Annotated in this window: 16 protein-coding genes; 13 read left to right on the top strand and 3 right to left on the bottom strand. The window is 60.0% G+C overall.

Annotated features, from left to right (window positions below; translation table 11 throughout):
• The first annotated feature begins 123 nt into the window (after positions 1–123).
• The 6 genes from AC3B6A_RS26415 to AC3B6A_RS26390 all read left to right on the top strand — a co-directional run bounded on the left by AC3B6A_RS26415 (position 124) and on the right by AC3B6A_RS26390 (position 7,791).
• On the top strand, positions 124–1,044 hold the full coding sequence (locus AC3B6A_RS26415; RefSeq protein WP_488403724.1) for a LysR substrate-binding domain-containing protein: 921 nt from the start codon (positions 124–126) through the stop codon (positions 1,042–1,044).
• 182 nt (positions 1,045–1,226) lie between these two features.
• Positions 1,227–2,279, top strand: a complete 1,053-nt coding sequence (gene pchP / locus AC3B6A_RS26410; protein WP_488400055.1) for a phosphorylcholine phosphatase PcpP — start codon at positions 1,227–1,229, stop codon at positions 2,277–2,279.
• Between the two features lie 201 nt (positions 2,280–2,480).
• Positions 2,481–6,143, top strand: coding sequence for an RHS repeat protein (locus AC3B6A_RS26405; RefSeq protein WP_488400054.1), 3,663 nt, complete (start codon positions 2,481–2,483; stop codon positions 6,141–6,143).
• A gap of 15 nt (positions 6,144–6,158) precedes the next feature.
• Complete coding sequence (locus tag AC3B6A_RS26400; protein ID WP_488400053.1) at positions 6,159–7,073, top strand: RHS repeat domain-containing protein; 915 nt, start codon at positions 6,159–6,161, stop codon at positions 7,071–7,073.
• A gap of 3 nt (positions 7,074–7,076) precedes the next feature.
• A complete protein-coding gene (locus tag AC3B6A_RS26395) occupies positions 7,077–7,466 on the top strand; it encodes a hypothetical protein (protein WP_488400052.1) in 390 nt (129 codons plus the stop codon).
• Positions 7,467–7,596: 130 nt separating this feature from the next.
• Positions 7,597–7,791, top strand: a complete 195-nt coding sequence (locus AC3B6A_RS26390) for a hypothetical protein (RefSeq protein ID WP_488400051.1) — start codon at positions 7,597–7,599, stop codon at positions 7,789–7,791.
• 262 nt (positions 7,792–8,053) lie between these two features.
• Here AC3B6A_RS26390 and AC3B6A_RS26385 read toward each other — a convergent pair whose 3' ends face one another.
• Positions 8,054–9,442, bottom strand: coding sequence for an IS4 family transposase (locus AC3B6A_RS26385; RefSeq protein WP_488400050.1), 1,389 nt, complete (start codon positions 9,440–9,442; stop codon positions 8,054–8,056).
• Positions 9,443–9,608: 166 nt separating this feature from the next.
• Here AC3B6A_RS26385 and AC3B6A_RS26380 point away from each other — a divergent pair, with 166 nt between their 5' ends.
• Together AC3B6A_RS26380 and AC3B6A_RS26375 are read left to right on the top strand one after the other, a co-directional pair.
• Entirely contained in the window at positions 9,609–10,472 is an 864-nt protein-coding gene (locus AC3B6A_RS26380; protein WP_488400049.1) for an RHS repeat domain-containing protein, read from the top strand.
• A gap of 746 nt (positions 10,473–11,218) precedes the next feature.
• Complete coding sequence (locus AC3B6A_RS26375) at positions 11,219–12,421, top strand: acyltransferase family protein (protein ID WP_488400048.1); 1,203 nt, start codon at positions 11,219–11,221, stop codon at positions 12,419–12,421.
• On the opposite strand, the gene AC3B6A_RS26370 is transcribed toward AC3B6A_RS26375, so the two are convergent.
• Positions 12,411–13,214 (bottom strand): redoxin family protein, encoded by an 804-nt coding sequence (locus tag AC3B6A_RS26370; RefSeq protein ID WP_488400047.1) that lies wholly within the window; start codon positions 13,212–13,214, stop codon positions 12,411–12,413. The two genes, AC3B6A_RS26375 and AC3B6A_RS26370, sit on opposite strands and share 11 nt — an antisense overlap.
• 72 nt (positions 13,215–13,286) lie before the next feature.
• The gene (locus AC3B6A_RS26365) at positions 13,287–14,735 is read right to left on the bottom strand and encodes an aminotransferase-like domain-containing protein (protein WP_488400046.1); all 1,449 of its coding nucleotides are present in this window, start codon (positions 14,733–14,735) and stop codon (positions 13,287–13,289) included.
• 186 nt (positions 14,736–14,921) lie between these two features.
• On the opposite strand from AC3B6A_RS26365, the gene AC3B6A_RS26360 reads away from it, so the two are divergent.
• The 5 genes from AC3B6A_RS26360 (at position 14,922) to AC3B6A_RS26340 (ending at position 20,458) form a co-directional block, all read left to right on the top strand.
• Positions 14,922–15,152, top strand: coding sequence for a DUF1127 domain-containing protein (locus tag AC3B6A_RS26360; protein WP_488400045.1), 231 nt, complete (start codon positions 14,922–14,924; stop codon positions 15,150–15,152).
• Positions 15,153–15,332: 180 nt separating this feature from the next.
• Positions 15,333–16,832 (top strand): DUF6531 domain-containing protein, encoded by a 1,500-nt coding sequence (locus tag AC3B6A_RS26355; protein WP_488400044.1) that lies wholly within the window; start codon positions 15,333–15,335, stop codon positions 16,830–16,832.
• A 14-nt stretch (positions 16,833–16,846) separates the two neighbouring features.
• A complete protein-coding gene (locus tag AC3B6A_RS26350; RefSeq protein WP_488400043.1) occupies positions 16,847–19,633 on the top strand; it encodes an RHS repeat-associated core domain-containing protein in 2,787 nt (928 codons plus the stop codon).
• A gap of 12 nt (positions 19,634–19,645) precedes the next feature.
• The gene (locus tag AC3B6A_RS26345; RefSeq protein WP_488400042.1) at positions 19,646–19,915 is read left to right on the top strand and encodes a hypothetical protein; all 270 of its coding nucleotides are present in this window, start codon (positions 19,646–19,648) and stop codon (positions 19,913–19,915) included.
• Between the two features lie 171 nt (positions 19,916–20,086).
• Positions 20,087–20,458: a hypothetical protein gene (locus tag AC3B6A_RS26340; protein WP_488400041.1), complete on the top strand. Its 372-nt coding sequence runs from the start codon at positions 20,087–20,089 to the stop codon at positions 20,456–20,458.
• Positions 20,459–20,481: the final 23 nt, after the last annotated feature.

Below are 20,481 nucleotides of genomic sequence, written 5' to 3'. Positions count from 1 at the left end.
CGCAGAGGGGCCGTCCGGATGGAAAGGTGCCCATTCTGTGGCGTCCAGCCGGCCGGGCACAAAAGGAAAAAAGCGATGCGCTTCATGAGTCATACTCATGCCTGGAAAGCCCCGGAGCCCGCGATGAACCGCCAGTTGCCGCCCCTCTATGCCCTGCGTGCCTTCGAGGCCGCCGCCCGCCATGCATCCTTCACCCGCGCCGCCGAGGAACTGGCGATCACCCAGAGCGCGGTGAGCCGGCACATCCGCACCCTGGAGGAGCACTTCGCCTGCCGCCTGTTCCAGCGCCGCGGCCGGCAACTGGCGCTGACCGAGCCGGCGCGCCTGCTGCTGCCCGGCCTGCGCGACGGCTTCGATGCGCTGGAGCGCGCCTGTTCCAGCCTGCGCGCGGAGGACGGCGTGCTGCGCCTGAAGGCGCCCTCGACCCTGACCATGCGCTGGCTGCTGGCGCGGCTGAGCAACTTCCGCCTGCGCAACAGCGACGTCGAGGTGCAGCTGACCAGCGCCTGGATGGACGTCGACCAGGTGGACTTCGTCAACGAACCCTTCGACTGCGCGGTGCTGCTCAGCGCCGGGCACTTCCCGCCGGACTGGGAAGCCACCCTGCTGTTCCCCGAGTGGCTGATCCCGGTGGGCTCGCCGGCGCTGCTCGATGACGGCCCGTGGGACGCCGGGCGGCTGGCCGGCGCCGAGCTGCTGCACCCGACGCCGGACCGCCGCGACTGGCGCCGCTGGCTGCAGCGCATGGGCCTGAGCGAGCGGATTTCGCTCAAGGGCGGCCAGGTCTTCGACACCCTGGAGCTGGGCATCGTCGCCGCGGCGCGGGGCTATGGGGTGTCCATCGGCGACCTGGTGATGGTCGCCGAAGACGCCAACCAGGGCCGGCTGGCGCTGCCCTGGCCGAGCGCGGTGGCCAGCGGCGAAAGCTACTACCTGGTCTGGCTGCGGGCGCGCCGGCAGCAGGAGCGTCTGTGCCGGCTGCGCGACTTCCTGCTGGCCGAGGTGCAGGCCATGCAGCTGCCGCCGGTCGAGCTGCTCGACTAGCGCGGGCGCGCACGGATATGTCCTGCCGCGCACGGATACGTTCTGGCGCGGATGCGATGTTCCGCGTCGACATCGGTCGTCGAGCTGCAACATGGCTTTGCTAGGGTCGGCTCTGGACTAGTCCAGGGAGAGGCCCGCCGCGGATTTGTCCCCAACCCAAACGACCACCTCGGGGGAACCCCATGAAGCCCATGCGTACTCTGCTCGCCGGCCTGCTGCTGGCCGGCCTTGCCACCACCGCCCATGCCGCCACGGAACTCAAGCACTGGCCGGAAGCGGCCGCCAAACAGCTCGACGCCCTGATCGCCGCCAACGCCAACAAGGGCGCCTTCGCGGTCTTCGACATGGACAACACCACCTACCGCTACGACCTCGAAGAGTCGCTGCTGCCCTTCCTGGAAATGAAGGGCGTGCTGACCCGCGAAAAACTCGACCCCTCGCTCAAGCTGATCCCCTTCAAGGACGTCAACGGCCACAAGGAGAGCCTCTACAGCTACTACAACCGGCTCTGCGAAGTCGACGACATGGTCTGCTACCCGTGGGTCGCCCAGGTGTTCTCCGGCTTCACCCTCAAGGAACTCAAGGGCTACGTCGACGAACTGATGGCCTACGGCAAGCCGATCCCCGGCACCTACTACGAGGGGGATGCGCTGAAGACCGCCGAGATCAGCCCGCCGAAGGTCTTCACCGGCCAGCAGGAGCTGTACAACAAGCTGATGGAGAACGGCATCGAGGTCTACGTGATGAGCGCCGCCCACGAGGAACTGGTGCGCATGGTCGCCAGCGATCCGAAGTACGGCTACAACGTCAAGCCGCAGAACGTCATCGGCGTCACCACCCTGCTGAAGGACCGCCAGAGCGGCGCGCTGACCACCGCGCGCAAGCAGATCGCCGAAGGCAAGTACGATCCCGGGGCCAACCTGGACCTGGAAGTCACGCCCTACCTGTGGACCCCGGCGACCTGGATGGCCGGCAAGCAGGCGGCGATCCTCACCTACATCGACCAGTGGAAGAAGCCCATCCTGGTCGGCGGCGACACCCCCAGCAGCGACGGCTACATGCTGTTCAACGGCACCGCCGAGAACGGCGTGCACCTGTGGATCAACCGCAAGGCCAAGTACATGGACCAGCTCAACGGCATGATCAAGCAGAACGCCGAGGCCCAGGCCAAACTGGGCCAGACGGTCACCGCCGACAGGAACTGGGTGATCGTGACGCCCGAGCAGATTCAATAACCCCAAGCCGCTCCTCGGCCAGACGCGCTCCGAGTGCGTCTGGCCAACGGAAGTCGATTGAAGTTCGAATATTTCTGACATTCAGATAAGAAATTGCCTTGGGTATTCCCGGCCATCTGCCAGGGAACTGTTTATTAGCTTCGCCCTTGATCCATCCGGCCAGGAGGTTCTGGCCGGGTATTCAGAATCAAGGAGAAGCCTTTGGTCAGCAGACGCATAATTGTCGTTGCCTGGATATCGTGCCTTGCCGGTTCGCAATATCTGGCTGCCGCAGAAGAGTTCAATAACGCAGCCGTGGGGTCATATCAGGATCCAGGCTTCAATACAGATCGAAGTTATGCGGGTAACAACCAGGTAGATAGCGTCGACCCATTCAGCGGGGCGCTCAAGATACTGGTCAGGGACTTGGTCATTCCCGGTAATGGCGGCCTTGATATCGATGTGTTGCGTAACTACCAGAGCGTCACTAACAGCGTCGGTCCCTATAGCAACGGTTATGCGGAGCGTACGCCATTCGGTACTGGTTGGGATCTGCACTTTGGCAGGGTATGGGTCTCGGACACGTACAAGACACTCAATCAGGCGGATAACAACCGTGGCTGCCAGATTGCCCAGTCTGCCTCCAACCTCAATCCGATTCTTGAGTTACCGGATGGCTCACGACAGGTATTGGCCAATGGTGATGGCAATGACTATGCCTTCATCACCAAGTCACGCTGGATCGGCCGCTGCTTGCCGAGTAGCCAGAATAAGGGGGACGGTGGCCTTCTGGTGTTTTCACCCGAAGGGAGAAAATATGTCTTCGACCTGAAAGGTACCGTTTCTCCCGATCAGCAATTGCATAGTTACTTCGTTACCCGCATCGAAGATGCGGATGGCAATGCCCTGAACTTCAGCTACAACATCACTTCCTCCAACAAGCTTGCGCCGCATCATCTGTTAAAACGAATCAGCGCATCGGATGGTCGTTCGGTCGACTTTTCATACCGCGACGAAAATGGACCTCGTGCGGTCCTGAGCAGGATTGCCGCCAATGGCCGTTACATAGACTTCGATTATGTCGATGCGAACTGGAACGCAGGGGCGAAGCCGCACTATCTGTCGACGGTCAAATACCCGGACGGTACCCGCTGGACCTACACCTATAACAATACGAACTCGCTGGTGGGAACGGTGCCGGGACGATTCTCCATGACGGCCATGACCAGTCCCTCCGGGCTGAAGACGAGCTATGACTATGACGTCCTGCAGATGGGCGTGGACGTGGCGGAAAAGCTCAATGTCATCAAACGTCGGACATTGTCGGGGGTTACCGGTGTACAGCCCTCCACTCTGGTATGGAATTACCAGTACACCAAGGGTTACTCCCCCAGGAATGACCAGACGGTGGAAAACGGTCCCTTGCAGTGCATCACCTATGAACACGTGGGCAGTAACACCATCGCCAATGGTGCCTCGGGAGTGGATCAGGGGCTCTGGAAGGTTGGCAACCTGGTACGCAAGACTGTCGCCCGCCGCTCTGGAAGCACATGCGGTGCCGCCTTGCGCACGGAGACATATACCTGGGATCGCCAGGAACTCTCCACCCAGAAGGAAATGCGTCGCTACAACCTGCTGGTTGAGAACAGCACACGGGCACCGATCCTCAAGCAGCGGGTGATTACCCAGGACGGGGGCAGATACACCACGAATTACACCTACGACAGTTATGGACAGCCCTTGACTGTCTCGGAGCAGGGCGAGGCAAACCGCACCACCAGTTACACCTACACCCGCCCTGGTGGGGCATGGATGCTGGGCAAGGTTGCAAGCAAGTCTGTATCCGGTATCCCGGGCTCGATCAGTAGCAATTATACGAACGCTGGCCGCCTGTCCCAGATGTCCCGGTATGGCGTCGTCACTCGCTACACCTATACATCCAGGGGGGATCTCGCCAGAGAAACCGACGCCAACGGAAGGGTCACCCAACATTCCGATTACTACAGGGGCATTGCGCGGCAGACGGTACAGCCCGACGGTGGGATCATTGCGCGCGCTGTCAATGCAACCGGCACCCTGGCTTCGCTGACTGATCCCTTAGGGCGGGTGACCAGCTATGCCTACGACGCGATGAACCGCGTCACCATGATCCAGCTTCCCAAGAGCAGCTTTACCCGCTACGACATCCGCTACGACTTTTCCTCGTCAGGCGTTACGGAAACGTCCACCCGGGTGGGCTATACCCGGATTCGTCAATACAACCCCCTGGGCTTTCTGACCAACCAGCAAGAGCAAGGTGGCCCTTCACCTATCGTGACGAGTGCGACCTACCAGGCCGATGGGCAAAAAGTGTTTCTCTCCCTGCCGGGGTACGGCGCTGTGAGTGACACGGGCGAGCGTTTCGAATACGACGGCCTGGGGCGCCGAAAGGCCGTTCGGCATGCGGACGGATCGGCTCGTACCCTTGCGTACGGTGGTAGCAACCTGCAAACGGAGCGTGACGAAAGAGGTAACGAGACACGGCGATACCATGTGTCGTTCGGTGATCCGGATGAGCGCAGCCTTGCGCGAATCGAACAACCGAATGGCGTCACCACCGTTGTTACCCGGGATAACCTCGGTCGCGTTACAGCCCTCGAACAGGGCGGTTTGAGGCGTACCTATAGCTATGACTCCCGGGGCTTCCTCACCAGCGAATTCAACCCGGAAACCCAGACCACCACCTACGGCTACGATGCGACGGGCAATCGCATCAGCCAGACAGTGGGGGCTGCGACCACAGATGCGTATAGCTATGACGCGATGAACCGCCTCACCGCCAAGAATCTTTCGGGCGGTCAGACGTTCACGTTCTCATATGACCTCGGTGGCCGTCTGCTGAGGCAAACGTCCTATCAGGGCACTGCCTGGACTTTCACCTACAACGCCCATGACCAGATCATCCAGGAAACCCTGACGCTATCCAGTCCACAGCGCAGCTTCAGCATTGGCTATGGCTACAACTCGCTGGATCAACTGCACACCATTACCTACCCCAGCGGCCTCCAGGTGTTCTACAACCCTGATGTCTATGGCCGTCCCACCCAGGTCGGCAGTTTTGCCAGCAACGTGACTTTCCATCCCAATGGCGCGCTGAAGTCCCTGACCTTCGCCAACGGGCGGACATTGACGATCGGGCAGGACTCGCAGCGGTTGCGTCCTACGGATCGCCGGGTAGGCGGGCTCCCCCAACTCTTCGTCCCGATGGCCCAGCGTTATACCTACGACACGGCCGGCAACCTGACGCAACTGGTGGACGAAGTCGATGGCCGCTACAACCAGACAATGAGCTACGACGGGCTTGATCGTCTGACTGGCGCCAACGGCATCTGGGGCAACGCGACCTTCGCCTACAACACCCGCAATGACCTGACGGCGCAGAGTATCGGTGGTCGCCAACTGACCTATGGCTACGACGGCCAGGGCCGTCTCTCCACTCTCAGTGGTTCACTCAACCTCGCGCTGACCTACAACAATCGCGGTAACCTCACCCAGGGCCGCTCGCGTTACGCCTATAACAACGTCAACCAGATGATGCAATTCTGCATCGATCCGCAATGGAACTGCTCCTCCCCGACCGAGAGTTACATCTACGACCCTCGCGGATACCGCAGCGTCACCACCTTCGCCAACGGCATTCAGGAACTGGCCTTGTATGGCCAGGACGGTCGGCTGCTGCGCGAGGACTTCCCCGCCGACGGAGGCTTCGTCGAGCACATCTACCTGGCCGGTGAACGCATCGCCTCGCGAATGCAGTGCGAGTTCGTCGACAGCAATGGCAACGGCGTTTCCAACTGCCAGGAGCGCCGCTATCCGGTCGGCGGACGCTCAGGGATCGCTTTCTGAACAGGGAGAACAATCATGCGTCAATGGATGAAGCTGCTTGGCCTGGGGTTGTTGCTGATCAGCGGCGCGGCCCGCTCCGCCGAAGTCTTAGTGACCTATTACCACAACGACCTGCTCGGCTCGCCCGTCGCGGCGACCGACGAAGGGGGAAATATTCTCTGGCGGGAGCACTTCCGCCCCTATGGTGAGCGGCAGGATACGCCAGCCTATCGCGGCTACGGCTCGGTGGGCTTCACCGGACATGTGCAAAGCCAGTCCAGCGAACTGGTCTACATGGGAGCGCGCTATTACGACCCGGTGATTGGGCGGTTTTTGTCGGTGGATCCGGTGAGTAGTAATCCCCAGTCGCCTATGACATTTAATAGATATTCTTATGCAAATAATAATCCGCATGGATATCTTGATCCAAACGGAGCGGAAGTTATTTCGGTTGAATCTCGCAATAATGTCAAGTTGGCGGAGATGATAAACTCCCGTGCAAATATGACTTTTAGATTTAACGGAAAAAATAAGCTAGAGGTAACGGGTGCGGCGGCGAATGGTGGGTCAGGATACTACTCGGAACGGCTTGTGCAAGCCATAAATAGTGACAAGAAAATTTACTTAGATATTCGGAGCGAGTACGTCTCTCCGACTGGGGCAAGATATAAGGTTGATGAGGAGGCGAAAGGAGGGATGACACACTATACGTATCGTGATGGTAGTAATACGGTTGTAGTTTCCGGAGGCTCGTATAATGGTCTTAAAAGTGAGGATGGCAAAGTTCTACAGGATAATGCTGCCGATATACTGGCACATGAGTTAGTCGGGCACTCCATACCTAGGGTTGTTGGTGGTGATACGGGGAATGCTGTTTCAAACGAGAATAAGGTTAGGGCTCAGAATAATATCCCGTTACGAAGATCAGAACCTATGCACTTGGAGAACTAGTATATGGCTGGCCGGTTGGTGGTGGCTTTTGTCCTTTTCTGGTTGGTTGAATGTGCTTCTGGAAATCAAGTAGAAGAGTATCGCCTTGATGAGAAGATCGATAGGTCGGAAGCTATATTAATTGGTCGTGTTGTCTCGACGTCTAGACTCCCTGTTCCTGATAAATCTTATGCTGATGTTGAATTTGCAAATGTAGAGGTTCTGCGGAGTTTTGGTGGCTTTAATGTTAGTGAAATAATTAAGGTGGCTTTCCGGTTTGGGATTTCAGAGCTGGAGCCGCACTGTTGCACAGTTGGAAGGGGTTATCTTTTCTTTGTTTCAAAGAGAGAGGATGGTTTGTACTACTCGGTGAACGGTCCTTATGGAATATATGAGGTCGGAGCTGCCGATTAGACGTTTGTTGCTGTGGCCGGCAAAATGGTGGATTTATTTTTCTATTCTAAGCTTGGTCGGTAGATCAGAATTAGATTGCAGAAATTAAACCTGCCTTTTTTTGGATGCACGGTCTCAATGGGGACCTCGAATGAACAAGATGATTATGGCGGTTATAGTGGTCTGCGGAGCTTTAGCTTCTAGCACGGGTTGGGCGTATTTGTTGAAGCATCTTTCACTGGATGAAATGGTGTCAAAGTCAGACACTGTTTTTATAGGTGGGGTTGAATTATTGCAGTCGGATGGGGATAAAAAATTGCCCTATTTAAAATTGTTCACTCTCTGAAGGGCGGGGCGGCTGAGAAGGGGTTTATTTATAAAGGTAGTGGCGTGTCAGAGAATGATGTAATTTTATGTTGTGAGGTTGGAGGAGTTTACTTGGTCTTAGGCGTAAGCGGTACGGATGGGTATTTGTATGGGGCAAACGGCCCTTACAGTACTTATAGGGCTAAGTGATAGGAAAAAAGAAGCAGATTTATTTTTCTACTCTGAATCTAGTTGGCGGGTCAGGATTAGAGTGTGAAAAATAAATCTGTCCCGAATGGCACTTACTTAACCCGCCTGGGATGTCCACTTCTCCGAATCTCCGCACGCGCAGCTTGGCGCGTTCGGGTCAGTAAGGGGTAGGGTTTCGGCCTTCGCTTGAGCGCACGCGGCTCCACTCGGCCGGCACGGTTGCCAACACGTTGCTGGGCGATCAGGAGCAACAGACCATGTAGGTTTTCGGGTTGGCTCGCATCCGCCTCCAATTGCCGCCAGATCAGCCAGAGCTGGAGGCTGTGCTTGAAGCTCAGTTCCCGAGGCAAGCAATCCGCCATTGAGGCCGATTGCGCCATGATCAAACGGATCAGGTTGTGTGCCAGCAGGTAAATCCAGAGTTCCTTGGTCGCCATCGCGGGCGTTTTACAACTCAGTCGCTCGAGCCCCATCGTGGACTTGAGGTTGCGCAGGTCCAGTTCGACGTGCCAACGGCTTTTGAATAGGGCTTTCAGGGCCGCCTTGGGCGTTTGACTGGCGCAACTCAGTGTCGTGACCAAAACCTTGTCACCGGCTTTTAACTCCCGAACTTCCAGCCGGTCCGGCATCTGCTCGTAGTCCGTCAGGCCCATCCAGGGCGGACGCTTCCGAGGTTTCTCCAGGACAATCAGATGGTCGCGCGAGCCCAGACGTTTGCCGCGCCTAAAATCGGTACTGCGCCGACGCGCACCATATTGCTCGAACACGCCATCAATGCCGCGGCGCTGCAATTCGCACAGCAGAAAGTAGGTGGCATAATAGGCATCACCCACCAGAACATCGCCGGCGTTCAACGTATCGAGTATCGAGCGCAGCAGGGTTTGTTCGTCGCCACCCTTACCGCGAAAACGCCCCAGCGCCGCGTTCAGCACCGCACCACTGGAAAGGCAGACAATGCCCACCAGCCGGAAAAGCGGAAAACCAAGGCCTGGCTTTTGCCCACGCGATTGCGGATAGGCCGCCTGATTGGCAGCCGTATCCGGCAACGAGACCGTCGTACCATCCACGAGGCGCACCGGCCGCCCCATCCATTGCCAGGTCTTGGCTGCATAGCTGCTGATCAGGCTGCCGCTATTGCGGACCAGGGTGGACACCATCTCCACGGGAAGCCGCTGTCGCGCTCGGCAGTAGCCACCGGTGTGTGTGCTGCACGGTTTCAAACCGCCGAGCAATTGCTTGACCGCCAGGTCATTGACGGCTTTCTGGCAGGAACCATCGGCGCTTAACGCCTGGGCCATGAACATGGACAGCGTCTCCGTTGGCGGGAACAGGCGTTCCCGATGATCCGGCAGCAATGACTCCACGCAGTCGAACAAGTCGGGACCGGTCAGCAGGTTGAAGAACGCGTAGGCATCCGCGTTCGAGGCTTGTCGGCGGACACGCCGCTGTTGATGAAGGATGGCTTGGCGCCTAGGATTCATATGGGCTGCTCCTTGGGCTCGGTGTGTGCTCGCAACTATCACCGTAGACCAAGAGCGGCCTTTCTTTTTCTAATCAATCAGTTAGCACTAAGTAAGTGCCATTCAAATCTGTCCCCTTTTTAGTCCGTTGCTGATCAGCGGCGCGGCCCGCTCCGCCGAAGTCTTAGTGACCTATTACCACAACGACCTGCTCGGCTCGCCCGTCGCGGCGACCGACGAAGGGGGCAACATCCTCTGGCGGGAGCACTTCCGCCCCTATGGCGAGCGACAGGATACGCCAGCCTATCGCGGCTACGGCTCGGTGGGCTTCACCGGGCATGTGCAAAGCCAGTCCAGCGAACTGGTCTACATGGGAGCGCGCTATTACGACCCGGTGATCGGGCGGTTTTTGTCGGTGGATCCGGTGGGAGCGGAAGAGGAAATACCAGGTAGTTTTAATCGATATGCTTATGTACAGAACAACCCCCTTAAATTTTACGATCCAGATGGGCGCTGGTGGCATATCGTTGGCGGTGCGATTTCTGGTGCTATAGGGGGCGGCATCACCGGGTATGCAGCGAGCGGTGGGAGTGGAGCGGCAAAAGGCGCTGTATTGGGTGCTACTGCAGGTGCGGGAGTTGCAGCAGCATTTCAGCCACTAGCTTCTTACGCTGCTGGATCTTCCGCTGGGGCTTTTGTCGTGGCAGCTGGTAGTAATGCTGTGGCCAATGCTACTGGACAGTTTGTGGGGAATATAACTAATGGCAAAAAGACAACCGATAACTTAAACATGCCATCTATTATTGGAGCTTCGATAGGTGGGGCATTTGGTGCTGTAGGTGGAAAGGTTGTTGGAACATTTGGTCCACAGTATGCGCCAAGAGTTATAGGCTCAAATATGGCAGAAAGCTCATCCCCTGTTCCTTTGATTCCTTTGATTATTAAGTCGGGTATCGAGGGCGGCGCCTCTGCGTATGGGGAGCTAGGAGCCAATAGTAAAAGCTGGACATCACCTGTTGATCCTTCGCTGAAACAATCCGAAAGGAAGTAGGGATTTATGAGTTTTTATAGAGCGAAGAGTTTATTTGTTTTTTTTGGAGCTTCTGTATGTGTGGCGGGTTTTTTGATTCTTGTTGGGGCAATTTCCTCTGCTTTTGTCACATTGCCCTGGTATTTTGATAAGCTTTTCGTGGCTCTAGTGGTTATAGTTCTAGTGGGTGGAGGGGGCCAGTTTTTCTTGGTGTTTATTATAAGGTGTCCGTTTTGTGGGGCTCGCATGGCATCATTTGGGGTAGATGGGACCTGGCGATACGATTGGGTCAGGATTATGAATAAATCACGGAAAAAAGAGCCTCTTGTTTGTGGCGTGTGTGGCAGGGAGAGCTAGAAAAGCGTTTTCTCAGGTAAAGGGGACAGATACGGGAAAAGACAGATTTATTTTTCTACTCTGAATCTAGTTGGCGGGTCAGGATTAGAGTGTGAAAAAGAAATTTGTCCCTTTTTTAGGTCCTTTTTAGGCTTTTTAGTCGTCCAACAGCGAACAGCGTCAGGTGAGGTGGTCGCCGACCTGGCGCAGACCGTGTGCGAGTTGGACACCCTGGCCGCCGGCTTGCGCGACGAGGTCGGAGGCTTTCGCTGAAGCGCCGGTTGGGTCGGTCTTGCCACTGAACCGGCCAGAGCTACGGACAAGGCGGTGTCGGAGATAAGGACGTTTCCGTCAGCGGTTACAGTCCCTGGAAAGAACCATGTGCTTATCCTGAGTCGCTCATCGCCATTCCCTGCATGAGTGATCTCCCGATGACGCAACGCGGTTCAACCGATTCTTTCGACTATCTACTGATGCTGCGCGGCGCCTGCGCCGTCGCCGTGGTCTTGCGGCATTACCCGTTCAACCTCGCGCAACTGCCGGGCTGCGCTGGTTTGGGGTGGCTGCTGCGTCCATTCGGCTACGTGCCCGTGCTGCTGTTCTTCTGCCTGAGCGGCTACCTGATCACCCGTGGTTTCGCGAGCAGGCGCTATGACGTCCGTTCACCTGCCGGGCTGCTCAGCTACTACCGCAATCGCGTCCTGCGTGTAGTGCCACTCTATTACCTGTCCATTCTCTTGTGCCTGGCGATCTACTGGCCGCTCGCGCGGGAGCGAATGACAGAGGTGGCAGCGCTTTTCTGGTTTGCCGGCGCCTACAAGTTGACGGGCGAGGTAGTGCTCAATCACGTCTACTGGAGCCTACCGGTGGAGGTGGTATTTTTCCTGCTGGCGCCGATCGTTTTCCTGGCGTGCCATTGGCTTCATGGTAAAGCCGGGTTGGTGGGCTCCACAGGCTTGGTCAGCGTTGCGTATGGCTGTTTCGTGGTCGCGCGGTTTCATCATTTCCCGCATGCGTATGGCGTGCAGATGAGCCGCGAGACATGGAATCTGCTGGCGCACCAGGACATCGTTTACAACTTCGAAGTCTTTCTGCTGGGTGCGCTCGCCGCGATTCATCACAATCATGCGCCCGGCCCCGTTGCACGACCGACGCCGTGGTTCAGTGGGCTCTGTCTGGCGCTGCTCATGCTCCTAGTGCTGCTGCGCACCGGGATGGTTGGCGACGCGATGTTCATTGTCGGACGTGTAGACCCCTTCACGCTCTATTTGCTTCTACCTTTGCTGGGATTGTGGTTTCTCGTTTTTGTGCAGCGCTATGGCAATGAACAGCGGCTTGCCGTGGGATTTGTCGGGCGGACATTTCGTCGCGCACTGGAGCGGTTGGGGCACTGGTCCTACGGACTGTATCTGCTCCACATGCCGATGCTGTCGGCTCTGGAGCATTGGGTGCCACCGCCGGCCCAGGGTTTACTGTTCAGCGGCGTCACGCTGCTGGCGGCGCTGCTGGCATCGGCGGCGGCGTATCGTTTCGTGGAGATTCCCGTTATGAAATGGCGAGCGCGGGGGATTCCCATCTACCCGCGTGAGGACACAGAAACGGCCGGACGAAGAGCCGGGCGGGTCAGTCCCTGATCCGGCCCAACCCGTACTCCAGGCTGGCGGCGGAGAGTTCGCCCATCTGGCTGTGCCGCAGGCGCCCCTTGGCGTCGTAGAACAGCGTGGTGGGCAGGCCGTAGGAGCCGGTGGCCTGGCCCAGGCGGGTGCCGCTGTCGAGCAGCACCGCCGCATCGCTCAGGCCGCGCTCGTGCAGGAAGCGCTGCACCGTTTCGGCGTCATCGCCCTGGTTGACCAGCAGGAAGCGCACATCGCTGCGCTGTTTCTGCGCCGCCTCCAGCACCGGCATCTCGCGCCGGCACGGCGGGCACCAGGTGGCCCAGAGATTGACCACCAGGGGCCGGCCATCCAGCGCGCGCAGGTCGACCGGCTGGCCGCGCAGGTCCATCACCGTCAGCTCGGGAATCTGCTGGCTGCGGTCCAGCGCCGAGACCAGCGCCTTGCCGCCTCCCCAGAGACTCACGCCGACCACCGCCGCCACCGCCAGCGGGCGGCGCAGCCCGGGCTTGCGCCAGGCCAGCACGGTGCCGATCAGCGCGGCGGCGATGGCCCCCGGCAGCGCAAGAAAGCCGCCGTCGCGGATATCCACGATGCCCAGCGGCGTCGCCGCGTACTGCTCGAAGTAGCGCGCGACGAAGGCCAGCCGCGCCACCAGCAGGCCGCCGAGGAGCATGGCGAACAGCGCGCCTTCCGGATTGGCGCCGCGCTTGCGCCCGGTCAGCCAGCCGGCCAGCAGCGCGCCGAAGAAGCCGAGGTAGAGCAGGACCTGGGGCAGGGGGATGGCCAGCGGGCCGAGGGTGAGACTGGTCAAGGGAGGCGCCTTGCAAAAGAACAACAAGGTACAGCAGCACGGTGCGTTGCGGCAGCACCGGGCTGTGGATGTTCAGGCCGGCAGCAGCTCCTCGTCCTGCGCGCGCAGCTCGGCGGTCAGCCGCGTGGCGCAGGCGCCGACCTTGCGCACCGCGTCCTCGATCCGCGCCAGCTCGCGGCTGGAGTAGTTCATGCGCAGGCAGTTGCGGTACTTGCCCGAGGCGGAAAAGATGCTGCCCGCCGCCACCTGCACGTTGTCGCGGCGCAGCTCCTGGTTCAGCCGCAGGCTGTCGAACTGCGCGTCCAGCTCGACCCAGAGCATGAAGCCGCCGCGCGGCCGGCTGGCCAGGGTGCCTTCGGGGAAGTAGCGGCCGACCCACTCGCTCATCAGGTCGCGGTGGCGCTGGTACTGCGCGCGCATGCGGCGGATGTGCGGCTCGTAGTGGCCGCCGCCGACGAACTCGGCCAGCGCCGCCTGCGGCTGCGGCGCGCAGGTGCCGCTGGCGATGTACTTGAGGTGCAGGATGCGGTCCAGGTAGCGCCCCGGCACCACCCAGCCGGTGCGCAGGCCCGGCGCCACGGTCTTGGAGAAGGAACCGGCGAGCAGCACGCGGTCGTCGGCGTCGAAGGACTTGATGCTGCGCGGCCGCGGGAAGGCGTAGGCCAGCTCGCCGTAGACGTCGTCTTCGAGGATCGGCACGTCGTAGCGCGCCGCCAGAGTCAACAGGGCGCGCTTGCGCGTGTCGGGCATGATGTAGCCCAGCGGGTTGTTGCAATTGGGGGTGAGCAGGATCAGCTTCACCGGCCACTGCTCCATGGCCAGCTCCAGCGCCTCCAGGCTAACGCCGTTGATCGGGTCGGTGGGGATTTCCAGCGCCTTGAGCCCGTACGCCTTGAGCGCCTGCATGGCACCGTGGAAGCTCGGCGAGTCGATGGCGACGATATCCCCCGGCTGGCAGATGGCGCGCAGGGTGATGGCCAGCGCCTCCTGGCAACCGGTGGTGACGACGATTTCGCTGGGCGGCACCTGGCAGCCGGAATCCAGCATCAGCCGGGCGATCTGCTCGCGCAGCGCCAGCGAGCCCTGCAGGCCCTCGTAGCCCAGGCTGTAGACATCGGCGCGGCGCGCGGCGCGGACCATGGCGCGCTGCAGCGGCTTGAGCGACGGGCTGGAGATATCCGGCGTGCCGCGCCCGAGCTGGACGAACTCACCGCCCGGCGCGCGGCGTACCTGCTCCAGCACCTGGTCCCACTGCGAGACGTCCACCGGCCGCTGCGCCGGACGGGTCATCGCCGGCAGCGGCGGCAGATGGCGCCGCTCGGGGACGAAGTAGCCGGATTTCGGCCGCGGCTCCACCAGCCCGGAATCCTCCAGCACGCGGTAGGCCTGCTGCACGGTGCTGATGCTGACGCCGTGCTCGTCGCTCAGGGCGCGCACCGAGGGCAGGCGGTCGCCGGGGCGGTACAGGCCCTGCTCGATGCGTTCGCCAAGGGTGGCGGCAAGCTGCGCGTAGCGTTTCATGACAGATCTCCGCTGCCGGGCCGATCCGGCTGGATACAGTACAGATCAGGAAAAAATACGCCATTCAGAGGGGATTTGCTGGTCTCTGTATGGAAAAAACTCTTCCGCGTTGAATCTGTGATGCTTTTCGCCGATTCGTCACGCTATCTCCACGCCCGATGAACCCGGAAGAGGAGGAGCGACGACATGAGCGGCATGAGCGATGTACGCCTGACCCTGTATCAGCAGGAACTGCTGGGGCTTCGGGAGGCCACCGTGGCCCCGCGCGGCCACGGTGAGAGCCGCTGGCAGCAGTTCTGGCGCCGGGTGCGCACCCGCAAGCAGTTGCTGGAGTTGAGCGACGAGCAATTGCGCGACATCGGCGTCACCCGCGAACAGGCGCGGCTGGAGGCGCTGCGGCCGTTCTGGCGCTGCTGAAGAAAGGCCCCCGAAGTAAGAAAGACCCTCAGGTCCGGGGGCTGCTGAGGAGCCCGGCTGAAAGACAGTTCCGGGATGTTTGCCAGAAGAGTTCCCACGGCCTGGGCGTGCCTACCCGTTAACAAACGTGCCGATCGCAGGTTGCTTCACTCGGTCTCCCCTGACCCCGGAGAAGTGACCATGAACCTGCGTATTCTCATTGGCCTGGTGCTGTTTCTAGCCCTGCAAACATCCCAGGCCGAGTTCCGTTGGCGCGACAGTTCCAACAGCTATTGGCCAAGTGACCAGGCCGCCTGCGAGCAAGGCGAGGGCCTGCGGAAACTGGAGCAGAAGCGTTCCCAGAGCCCGAATGTCCAGTGGCGCATCAACAATCTGTCGGTCGCAGACATCGACGGCAGCGAATCCCTGTGCCGTTTCACCATCGAGCGACAGCTCTTTGGCATGTGGTTGCCCGACACCCTCAACGATTCCTCGGTCTACCTTTCCGGCCAGCCCGACCTGTGCCCCAGCGGCGTGCTGGACGCCAGCGGCCAATGCTGCGCCGAGTGCGCCAGCAATGAATGCAATGGCAGCAATCCGATCCTCGGTGCCACCGGCCAGAAGGTTCAGCTCGAAACCGACCTGAGCGTGCCGGGTTCGCTGCTGGGTTTGCACCGCAATTACTGGAGCAGCCGCAACCAGTCCGGCCCGCTGGGGCTTGGCTGGGTTCACGAATGGGACCTGCGCGTCGCCAAACTGGGCGCGAACCAGCTGAAACTCTATCGACCCGATGGCCGGGCGATCGGATTCAAGCTCAGCGGCAAGCTCTGGAGCGCTGCTCCCGAGGAACACTTGAGCCTGGTCGAACTGCCGAACCAGGCCGGCTGGAGCCTGACGACCGCGCAAGGCAACGTCGAGACCTACAACGCGCTGGGCATGCTCAGCCGTCTGCAACCGCGCGACGGACTTCCCCTCACGTTCAGCTGGCGCGCCGACGGTCTTCTGCAGCAGATCGTCGAGTCAGGCGGGCGCTCGCTCGCGTTCAACTACAACGGCAGCCAGTTGTCCCGCGTGGATTTCGGCAACCTGCACATCACCTACGGCTATGACGACCAAGGGCGTCTCACCAGCGTCGACCGTGCGGGTGCCAAGCGCCTCTACCACTACGAGGTAGCCGCTCGCCCGCATCTGCTGACAGGCATAACCGACGAGAACGGCGTGCGCTATGCCACCTGGGCGTATGACGAGGCCGGGCGTGCCATTTCCAGCAGCCATGCCGGCGACGTTGGCCTGGTGCGTTTCGACTATCTCGATGCCAATCGCACCCGGATCACCAACCCGCTGGGCAAGGCGACCGTCTTCCATTACCTGACCATCGGCGAGCGCCGGCTGATCTCGCAACGCGAGGGCGAGGCCAGCACCAACTGTGCCGCCGCCAGCAGGCAAGTGACCTACCGGGCGGATGGGTTGCCCGCCAGTCGCATCGACGCCAACGGCAACGTCACCACCTACGAGTACGACGCCCGTGGCCTCGAAGTGAGCCGCACCGAGGCGTCCGGCACCCCGCAGGCCCGCACCATCACCACCGAGTGGCACCCCACGCTGTACCTGAAAACCAAGGTCACCGAACCCGGCCGCGTCACCACCTACCAGTACGACGCGCAAGGCCGCCAGACCAGCCAAGCCACCACCAGCCTCTGAGCAAGGACGTCACCATGCAGATAAACACCCTGTACCGGCTGGGCGCGCTTGCCCTGGCCTGCGGCCTCGCCGTATCCGCAACCGCCGCCGAACGCCGCTGGAGCTACACCTACACCGCCCAGGGCCAGATCGAAACCGCCGACGGCCCGCGCACCGATGTCCAGGACATCACCCGCTACGCCTACGACGGCAAGGGCAACCTGATCAAGGTCAGCAACGCCCTCGGCCAGGAAACCCTGCTCGGCAACTACGACGATCGCGGCAACCCCGGCACCCTCACCGACGCCAACGGCGTGGTCAGCACGCTCACCTACAGCGGCGTCGACCCGCGGCTGGCCAGCATCACCACGGCCGGCAGCACCACCCGTTTCGACTACGACGCCGTGGGCCAGCTCATCCAGCTCACCCGTGGCGACGGCAGTTGGCTGAAGTACCGCTACGACCCGGCCCGGCGCCTGATCGGCATCGGCAACAACCTCGGCGAAAGCCTGGAATACGACGTCGACGCCAAGGGCAACCGCACCGCGCAACGCCTGAAAGACGCCAGCGGCACCCTGACCCGGCAGCAGACCTGGGCCTACGACGAACTCGGACGCCTGTTGCGCGCGGTAGGCGCCGCCGGCCAGACCAGACGCTACCAGTACGACCTCAACGACAACCCCACCGGCCGCACCAATCCCCGCCAGTACGGCAGCACCCAGAGCTTCGACGCGCTGGATCGCATGGTCAGCCAGACCGATGCACTCGATGGCGTGACCCGCCTGAGCTACGACGCCCAGGACCACCTCACCGCAGTCAGCGCCCCCAACGGCGCCACCACGCGCTACGCGTACGACGGCCTGGGCAACCTGACCACCCGCATCAGCCCGGACAGCGGCACCACCACCTTCGAGCACGACGCCGCCGGCAACGTGATCAGGCAGATCGACGCCCGCGGCGTCGTCGTCGAGTTCAGCTACGACGCACTCAATCGCCTGACCCAGCGGCATTACCCGGCCACGCCGGCGCTGGACGCCCAGTTCAGCTACGACGCCAACGCCAACGGCAACTTCGGCGTGGGGCGGCTGACAGGCGTGCGGGACGGCAGCGGCAGCCTCGCCTACCGCTACGACGCCCGGGGCAACCTCGTTGACCAGACCCGCACCCTGAGCATCAACGGCCAGAGCCTGACCGAAACGCTCACCTACCAGTACGACCCGGCCAATCAACTGACCGGCATCGGCTATCCCCGGAACATCCAGGCCGCCTACCTGCGCAATCCCGGCGGACAGGTCGGCCGCGTAACCTTGAGCGTCGACGGCGGCGCCAGCAGCGACCTCGCCAGCCAGATCGCCTACCTGCCCTTCGGTCCACTCAAGCAACTGACCTGGGGCAACGGCATCCAGCTCACACGCCACTACGACCAGGACTACCAACTGGCCGGGCAGCAAGCCGGCCCCTGGCACAGCGACTACCAGCGCGACGCCAACGGCAACATCACCCAACTGGCCAACAACCTCTGGGGCACGCTGGGCTACAGCTATGACGCACTGGACCGCCTGACCCGTGAACAAGGCGGCGACAGCAAACTGGAGTACAGCTACGACGCCAATGGCAACCGCATCGGCAAGGTCCGGCGCTATGGCGACACCGCCATCGCCACCGACTACCGCTACGCAAGCGCCAGCAATCGCCTGCAACTGGTCGGCAACCAGCCCATCAGCCTCGACGCCAACGGCAACCTGACCCAGGACCGCACCAGCCGCCTGCTCGGCTATGACGCGCAGAACCGTCTGGTCAATGTGCGCATCGACGGGCAACTGGCTGCCGAGTACCGCTACAACGGCCTCGGCCAGCGAGTCGCCAAGGTCACCCCGAGCGGCACCAGCACCTACCTCTACAGCCCCGACGGCCAGCTACTCGGCGAAAGCCTCTACGACACCACCGGCGCCATCCAGAAGAGCCACTACTACTTCTGGCTCGACGACCTGCCCCTGGCCACCCTGCAAATCCGCGTCGACGCCGGCGGCACCCTCGGCACGCAACTGCTCTACCTGCACAGCGACCACCTGAACACCCCGCGCCTGGCCACCACCGCCAACCAGCAGATCGCCTGGCAATGGCCGTCGGACGCCTTCGGCAACGGCGCCCCCGACCAGGACCCGCAAGGCAGCGGCCGGCAAACGGTGATCAACCTGCGCTTCCCGGGGCAGTACTACGACGCCGAAAGCGGGCTGCACTACAACTACTTCAGGGATTACGACCCGGAGGCGGGACGGTATGTAGAGAGTGATCCGATTGGGCTGGATGGTGGGCTGAACACCTATGGATATGTCGGTGCGAATCCTGTCGGCAATATCGATCCGTTAGGATTGCAGACAACCATTCTTTGCCCCCGGGTGACTATTGGGTTCGAAGGTATGACCGCCGGCTGCCCAGGTTCTGGCAGTACTCCCTCGCCAGTTGGAGGGGCTGTGAATACTGGAGGTATGGGGCTTTGGTGCGTATTAACAGGAACGTGTTCGGCGAATGAGTCAGAACCCGAAAATTGTCCTCCTACCCTCCCTGATGCCGGGAGCACAGATCATGCGGACCAGCGATCCGAAGAGGCAAAATCGGATGCTCATAGGCAGGTAGGTGATACAAATAAAATCATAGAAAACGGTAAGAAATATTATGACAATGACACAGGTAATACCGTGCATGTCGATGGAGACCGTGTTGTAGTTACAGATTCAAACGGTACAAAAGTCACGCAGTTCAAGAACACAAGAGCCAATACCGACGCAAGAGTTAGAGCCGGCCGATGGACCCCACTTTAAGAGGGAAGGCTAATGAAACTATTTGAAGAAGTAATCGTTTGGGGCAGAACCGATGATGACCTATTGGTTAAATATCGCTGCTTCAGAGACTTATCTAACAATTTGTTCAGCGTACAAAGTGCTGACTTCTTTAGGGGTACTACGAACCCAAAACAAATTCTTGATTCAGAGGCTCAATCTATTGAGCTATTTCTCGAGGAGTCACCTGAAACTCGCTGCACTTGGCATGGTTCTCTCCTAGAAGCCATCAAGAATCATACGGATGAATTCGATGCGGGCTGACAGTGCCATATAAATAGAAGCTAAAAGTGGAGATGGCTTTATTTCACAAGCTCTAACTCGGGCACGCCTGCGAAAAGGGGCGGATTTATTTTTCTACTCTAAATCTAGCCGGAGGGTCGGGTTAGAGTTCAGAAAATAAATTTGCCCCCTTTCTGTAGTGGATTCTGATAAATGAATGGATTTTCATTGGTCATCATGGTTTTGGTGTTAACGCTTTCTGGGATGACTCGCGCCGACTGCGTAAGTACGTATTGGATACCTTTTGATGCGGAGCTTTATGTGCCTGAGTCCGAGTCGTCAATTGAGTCGCGAGCATTTGAGAGGAATTCAATTCCTGTGACTTTGGCAAGATCATTAAGCCCTAGTGGTCTCCAAGATAAGAAAGGCAACTATAACCCTGGCAATGTGCGGGCTGTCATTCGTATGCCGGGGGTGTCTATTTATATAGACCGATTCGGCTGGACTCGTCAGGGGGATGCTTATGGAAAAGCAAGCATCCCTGAGATTGAGGAGAAGCTTTCCACCTCATGTGTGGATGATTGATTTTCAAAAAAACTCAGCGGATA

The sequence above is a fragment of the Pseudomonas sp. B12(2026) genome (assembly GCF_057767015.1).
Note: the sequence above shows the minus strand (reverse complement) of the source record. Positions and strands in the feature narration are given on the sequence as shown.

Bases quoted from the DNA above. Each gene is read 5' to 3' on its own strand.
- AC3B6A_RS26415 (WP_488403724.1), top strand. From the start codon at position 124: ATGAACCGCCAGTTGCCGCCCCTCTATGCCCTGCGTGCCTTCGAGGCC.
- pchP (WP_488400055.1), top strand. From the start codon at position 1,227: ATGAAGCCCATGCGTACTCTGCTCGCCGGCCTGCTGCTGGCCGGCCTT.
- AC3B6A_RS26400 (WP_488400053.1), top strand. From the start codon at position 6,159: ATGCGTCAATGGATGAAGCTGCTTGGCCTGGGGTTGTTGCTGATCAGC.
- AC3B6A_RS26395 (WP_488400052.1), top strand. From the start codon at position 7,077: ATGGCTGGCCGGTTGGTGGTGGCTTTTGTCCTTTTCTGGTTGGTTGAA.
- AC3B6A_RS26390 (WP_488400051.1), top strand. From the start codon at position 7,597: ATGAACAAGATGATTATGGCGGTTATAGTGGTCTGCGGAGCTTTAGCT.
- AC3B6A_RS26385 (WP_488400050.1), bottom strand. From the start codon at position 9,442: ATGAATCCTAGGCGCCAAGCCATCCTTCATCAACAGCGGCGTGTCCGC.
- AC3B6A_RS26375 (WP_488400048.1), top strand. From the start codon at position 11,219: ATGACGCAACGCGGTTCAACCGATTCTTTCGACTATCTACTGATGCTG.
- AC3B6A_RS26365 (WP_488400046.1), bottom strand. From the start codon at position 14,735: ATGAAACGCTACGCGCAGCTTGCCGCCACCCTTGGCGAACGCATCGAG.
- AC3B6A_RS26360 (WP_488400045.1), top strand. From the start codon at position 14,922: ATGAGCGGCATGAGCGATGTACGCCTGACCCTGTATCAGCAGGAACTG.
- AC3B6A_RS26355 (WP_488400044.1), top strand. From the start codon at position 15,333: ATGAACCTGCGTATTCTCATTGGCCTGGTGCTGTTTCTAGCCCTGCAA.
- AC3B6A_RS26350 (WP_488400043.1), top strand. From the start codon at position 16,847: ATGCAGATAAACACCCTGTACCGGCTGGGCGCGCTTGCCCTGGCCTGC.
- AC3B6A_RS26345 (WP_488400042.1), top strand. From the start codon at position 19,646: ATGAAACTATTTGAAGAAGTAATCGTTTGGGGCAGAACCGATGATGAC.
- AC3B6A_RS26340 (WP_488400041.1), top strand. From the start codon at position 20,087: ATGAATGGATTTTCATTGGTCATCATGGTTTTGGTGTTAACGCTTTCT.